The 4,890-nt window shown below is 68.6% G+C and carries 5 protein-coding genes; 3 read left to right on the top strand and 2 right to left on the bottom strand.

The window, feature by feature from the left end:
* Window positions 1-105: 105 nt before the first annotated feature.
* Window positions 106-918 carry an enoyl-CoA hydratase-related protein gene (locus AC1D1G_RS41760; protein WP_280783625.1) on the bottom strand — a complete coding sequence of 271 codons (813 nt, stop codon included), beginning with the start codon at window positions 916-918 and terminating at the stop codon, window positions 106-108.
* Window positions 915-1,733, bottom strand: coding sequence for an SDR family oxidoreductase (locus AC1D1G_RS41755; protein ID WP_477956556.1), 819 nt, complete (start codon window positions 1,731-1,733; stop codon window positions 915-917). The genes AC1D1G_RS41760 and AC1D1G_RS41755 overlap by 4 nt, the downstream gene beginning before the upstream one ends.
* 162 nt (window positions 1,734-1,895) lie before the next feature.
* On the opposite strand from AC1D1G_RS41755, the gene AC1D1G_RS41750 reads away from it, so the two are divergent.
* From AC1D1G_RS41750 to AC1D1G_RS41740, 3 genes are all read left to right on the top strand, one after another.
* Window positions 1,896-2,375 (top strand): MaoC family dehydratase, encoded by a 480-nt coding sequence (locus tag AC1D1G_RS41750; RefSeq protein WP_009474197.1) that lies wholly within the window; start codon window positions 1,896-1,898, stop codon window positions 2,373-2,375.
* 28 nt (window positions 2,376-2,403) lie between these two features.
* Window positions 2,404-3,924 carry an AMP-binding protein gene (locus tag AC1D1G_RS41745; RefSeq protein WP_477956555.1) on the top strand — a complete coding sequence of 507 codons (1,521 nt, stop codon included), beginning with the start codon at window positions 2,404-2,406 and terminating at the stop codon, window positions 3,922-3,924.
* A gap of 5 nt (window positions 3,925-3,929) precedes the next feature.
* Window positions 3,930-4,890, top strand: a 961-nt coding sequence (locus AC1D1G_RS41740; protein ID WP_477956554.1) for an NADP-dependent oxidoreductase, incomplete at its 3' end; no start/stop codon positions are given.

Raw genomic sequence — 4,890 nt, 5'->3', positions numbered from 1 at the left:
CCCGACTCCCGCATCTGCTCCTCGTACACCGCCTCCGCCGGATACACATGCGAATCCATGAACTCCAGCAGATCGGTCTGCAACTGCTGGGCGCGATCCGAGATGTCAAACAGGGACATGGGAACTCCTGACGGGTAGTGAGGGAAACGTGGGTGTGCGCTTGTCGAGGTGACTCTGTACGCCCTCGACGAGATCGGCCCCGCGGAACGCCTGCAACATCAGGCCTTCCGCGCGGGCCACGGACTCGGCGTAGGTGCCGTCCGCATCGTTCTGTAATTGGTCCTTGATGACGGCCATCGACGTCGGGGAGCAGTGCGTCGACAGCCCCTCGGCATAGGCGACCGCGGCGTCGACGACCGCCCCGTCCGGCACGAGGTGGTCGACGAGTCCGATGCGCAGTGCCTCCTCGGCGTCCACCATGCGGCTCGACAGGAGCAGGTCGGTGGCGCGGCTGCGTCCCACGAGCCGGGGCAGCAGCCAGGAGATGCCGTATTCGGCGATCAGTCCCCGCTTGGCGAAGGCGGTCGTGAACCGGGCGGACGCCGAGGCGAACCGGACGTCGCAGTAGAGGGCTTCCACCATTCCGAGACCGGCGGCGACCCCGTTGATCGCCCCGATCAGCGGCTTGCGCAGTGTCGCGGGAAGGTCGCGGGGGCGCGGCCGGAGGAGGTCTTCTTCGGAGACGTCACCGACGGCCTGCAGGCGTCCGAGGTCGGCGCCTGCGCAGAACCCGCGCCCGGCGCCGGTCACGACGATCGCGCGTACGCCGGGGTCGTCCTCGGCGTCGCTCAGCAGCGTGAAGTAGCGGTCCTCGAGGTCGTCGGTCCAGGCGTTCAGCTTGTCCGGCCGGTTGAACGTGAGCACCAGGACCGGTCCACGCCGCTCGGCGAGGACCAGGTCTGCGTGCTCGGGTGTCATGCGTGCTCCAGCAGCGAACTCTGGTAGCGGCGCATCCCGCGCAGCCAGCGGTCGTAGTCGGACCCCTTCTGCCGGTACATGGTGAGGACGCTCTCGTGGGGCAGGATCAGGAACGTCTCCCGGTCCACGGCGTCGAGCACGATCTCGGCGACCTGCTCCGGTTGCAGCACGTCGCCTGCCGAGACGACGGCCCGGGTGGCCGCGACGCCGAGTGGATCACCCGAGTTCTCACCCGAGCGCATCAACTTCGTCTCGACTCCCATCGGACAGAGGCAGCTGACCCGGACTCCGTTGTCCCCGTAGGTGACCGACAGCMATTCGGAGAACGCGACGGCCGCATGCTTGGTGACCGCGTAGGTGGCCGAGCCGATCTGAGTGAGGAGACCGGCCGCGGACGCGGTCGACACGAAGTACCCCTCGCCCCGCTCGATCCACTTCGGCACGAGTTGCCGGGCGGCGCGGATGTGGGCGCGGACGTTGACGTCGATCGCGAGATCCCAGCCGGCGTCGTCGGCGTCGAGGCCGGGTGCTCCCGCGATGCCGGCGTTGGCGAAGTAGAGATCGACCGGGCCGAACTCGGTCTCGGCGCGCTCGATGATGCGCCGGATCTGATCGGCGTCCGCGACGTCGGCACCCTCGGCGACGGCCGATCCGGGGTGGCGTGCGTTGATTCCGTCCGCAACCGCGGCGGCGGCGTTCGGATCGAGATCGGCGACCAGCACCTTGGCACCCTGGTCGGCGAGACGGTCTGCGATCGCCCCGCCGATACCGCCTCCACCGCCGGTCACGATGGCGACCTTCTGTGCAACCTTCACGAGGTGTCCTCTCCTTCGCCGTGCGTTGTGACTGGCGTCTCTCTTTTGTATAGTTGAATCCGTCGTCAAGTTCAAGTGTCGGAGTTCGACGAACACCTCGAAGTTCGATGCAGCCAACGTGACACATCCAGGCCCTGCACCACCCGGAATTGAGGGAGACAGATGACCGACACCACCGCACTGCCCGTTCGACCCGCGAGCTTCGACGAGCTCACGGCGCTGATCGGCAAGGAGCTGGGCCCCACCGACTGGCACGACGTCACCCAGGAACGCGTCAACGCCTTCGCCGACGCGACCGGCGACCACCAGTGGATTCACATCGATCCCGAGCGCGCCGCCGCCAGCCCGCTCGGCAGCACCATCGCGCACGGGTTGTACAGCCTGTCCCTCGGACCGGCACTGTCGGCGACCCTGCTGCGGTTCGACGGTTTCGCCCACAGCCTGAACTACGGCTACAACAAGGTCCGTTTCCCCGCGCCGGTGCCGGTGGGTTCACGCATCCGGATGCGCGCCACCGTGCAGTCCGCGGAACAGGTCGGGGGCGGCATCCAGGTGACGATGAGCCAGGTCGTCGAGCGCGAGGGCTCCGACAAGCCGGTGGTCGTGTCCGAGTCCGTCGCCCGCGTCGTCGAGGCCGGATAATCCTGCTACCGCGTCGGAGGTTGACGACATGGCAAATGTGATCGATCCGGTGTCCCGCCACGCGGACGCCACTCCCGGCAACATCGCACTACGGGGCGCGGACAGCACCCTGACCTACGGACAGTTGCGCGACGCGAGCACCCGGTATGCGGGCGCACTCACCCGAGCGGGCCTGTCCCCCGGCAGCAGAGTCCTCCTGGCCGCACCCTCCGTGCCCGAATTCGTGGTGGCGTATCTGGGAATTCAGGCGGCGGGGTGCGTCGTGGTCCCGGTGAACACGATGTCCACCCGGCCCGAGACCGAGTACGTCCTCGCCGACGCCGGCGCCGCGCTCGCCATCGTGTGGCACGAACTCGGGCCCGCGATCGGCGACGCCGCGTCGGCGTTGGACATCCCCGCCTGGACGCTCGCACCCGACGCCGCCACACCGGGCGTCGAGCCGGTTCCCGTCGTCGAGCGGAGCCGCGACGACACCGCCGCCATCCTCTACACGTCGGGCACCACCGGGCGGCCGAAGGGCGCGGAGTTGACGGTCGGGAACCTGTTGTCCGGCGGTGAGATCGGCGCCGAATGCAGTCGCGGTTCCGGCGACGACCGGACGGGCACCGGGCTTCCCCTGTTCCACGTCTTCGGCCAGGCCTCGGTCATGCTAGCGACGTTCACGGGCGGCGGGTCGTTGTCGCTGCTGGCGCGGTTCGACCCGGCCGCGATGCTCGCCCTCCTGCGACGCGACCGGCTCACGATCATGGCCGGGGTGCCGACGATGTGGAACGCGATGCTCCACGCCGCGGACGGCGCCGACTCGCAGGACTTCACGCAACTCCGCATCGCCATCTCCGGGGGCGCGTCGCTGCCGGGTGAAGTGGCCCGCGAATTCGAGTCCCGCTTCGGGTGCACGATCCTCGAGGGATACGGGCTCACCGAGACCACCGCGTTCGGCACGTTCAACGACATCGACCGCGGCGGAAAGATCGGCTACACCGGACGCGCGGTGCCCCGGCTGGAGGTCGCGGTGCGGGACCACGACGACACCGCCTGCCCTCCCGGCACCGTCGGCGAGGTGTTCGTGAAGGGGGCGACCGTGATGAAGGGCTACTGGAACCGGCCGTCCGACACGGCGGCCGTCCTGGACTCGGACGGCTGGCTGCGCACGGGGGATCTGGGCGAGATCGATGCGGACGGGGATCTGCGCATCGTCGACCGGGTGAAGGACCTCATCATCCGCGGCGGCTACAACGTGTACCCGAGCGAAGTCGAGGAGGTGCTGTACACACACCCCGACATCCTCGAGGCCGCCGTCGTGGGTGTTCCCGACGATCACTACGGCGAGGAGGTGGCCGCGGTCGTGGCCACCGTCCCCGGTTCCGGCCTGGACGGCGGCGAACTGACCAGCTGGGCGCGAGAGCGACTGTCCGCATACAAGATTCCCCGGATCGTCGCGATCGTCGATTCCCTCCCGAAGGGGTCGACCGGAAAGATCCTCAAGCGGTCGATCGACCGGACCGCACTGAAGAACGACGCACTGACCGCAGAAGTACCCGAAAGGTGAACACCGTGACATCCGTGAACAGGCAGGTCCGACTGGCGAAGCGCCCGGTCGGCCGTCCCGACGACTCCACCTGGGAGATCACATCGGAACCGATTCCCGAACCCGCGGACGGCGAATTCACCGTGAAGGTGGACTACGTGTCGCTCGACCCCGCGATGCGCGGGTGGCTGGACGACGTGAAGTCGTACGTGCCGCCGGTGGCGATCGGTGAGGTGATGCGCACCCACGCCGTCGGCCGGGTGGTGGCGTCGAAGAACGCGAAGTTCCCGGAGGGACAGCTCGTCTCCGGGCAGTTCGGTGTGCAGGAGTTCGCGCTCTCCGACGGCCGCGGCGCTCTCGCCGTCGACGAGTCGCTCGCCCCGGCACCGACGTGGCTGGGCGCGCTCGGTTTCCCCGGCATGACCGCCTATTTCGGCCTCACCGATGTCGGCAAGCTGGAGAAGGGCGACACCGTGCTCATCTCGGGGGCGGCCGGAGCGGTCGGGAGTATCGCCGGGCAGATCGCCAAGCTGAAGGGCGCCACCGTGATCGGCATCGCCGGCGGCCCGGAGAAGTGTGCGTGGCTGACCGAGGATCTGGGTTTCGACGCGGCGATCGACTACAAATCCGAATCGGTCGGGAAGGCGCTGCGCGCCGCGGCCCCGGACGGAATCGACATCTATTTCGACAACGTCGGCGGCGAGATCCTCGACGCCGCACTGGCCCGGCTCCGCAAGAACGCCCGGGTCGCGCTGTGCGGTGCGATCTCCGGATACAACGCCACCGACCCGCAGCCCGGCCCGTCCCGATACCTGTCGCTGCTGGTCAACCGGGCGTCGATGACCGGGTTCATCGTGTTCGACTACCTCGACCGGTTCCCCGAGGGCATGGAGGCGATGTCGGAGTGGATCCGCGCCGGGGAGATCGTGACCCGCGAGCAGGTCGAGACCGGCGGCGTCGAGGCCTTCGGCCGCACACTCAATCTGC

The sequence above is a fragment of the Rhodococcus sp. P3_B8 genome, assembly GCF_056402775.1.
Note: the sequence above shows the minus strand (reverse complement) of the source record. Positions and strands in the feature narration are given on the sequence as shown.

Coding starts and splice junctions, on each gene's coding strand:
- AC1D1G_RS41745 (WP_477956555.1), top strand. CDS start 2,404: ATGGCAAATGTGATCGATCCGGTGTCCCGCCACGCGGACGCCACTCCC.
- AC1D1G_RS41760 (WP_280783625.1), bottom strand. CDS start 918: ATGACACCCGAGCACGCAGACCTGGTCCTCGCCGAGCGGCGTGGACCG.
- AC1D1G_RS41750 (WP_009474197.1), top strand. CDS start 1,896: ATGACCGACACCACCGCACTGCCCGTTCGACCCGCGAGCTTCGACGAG.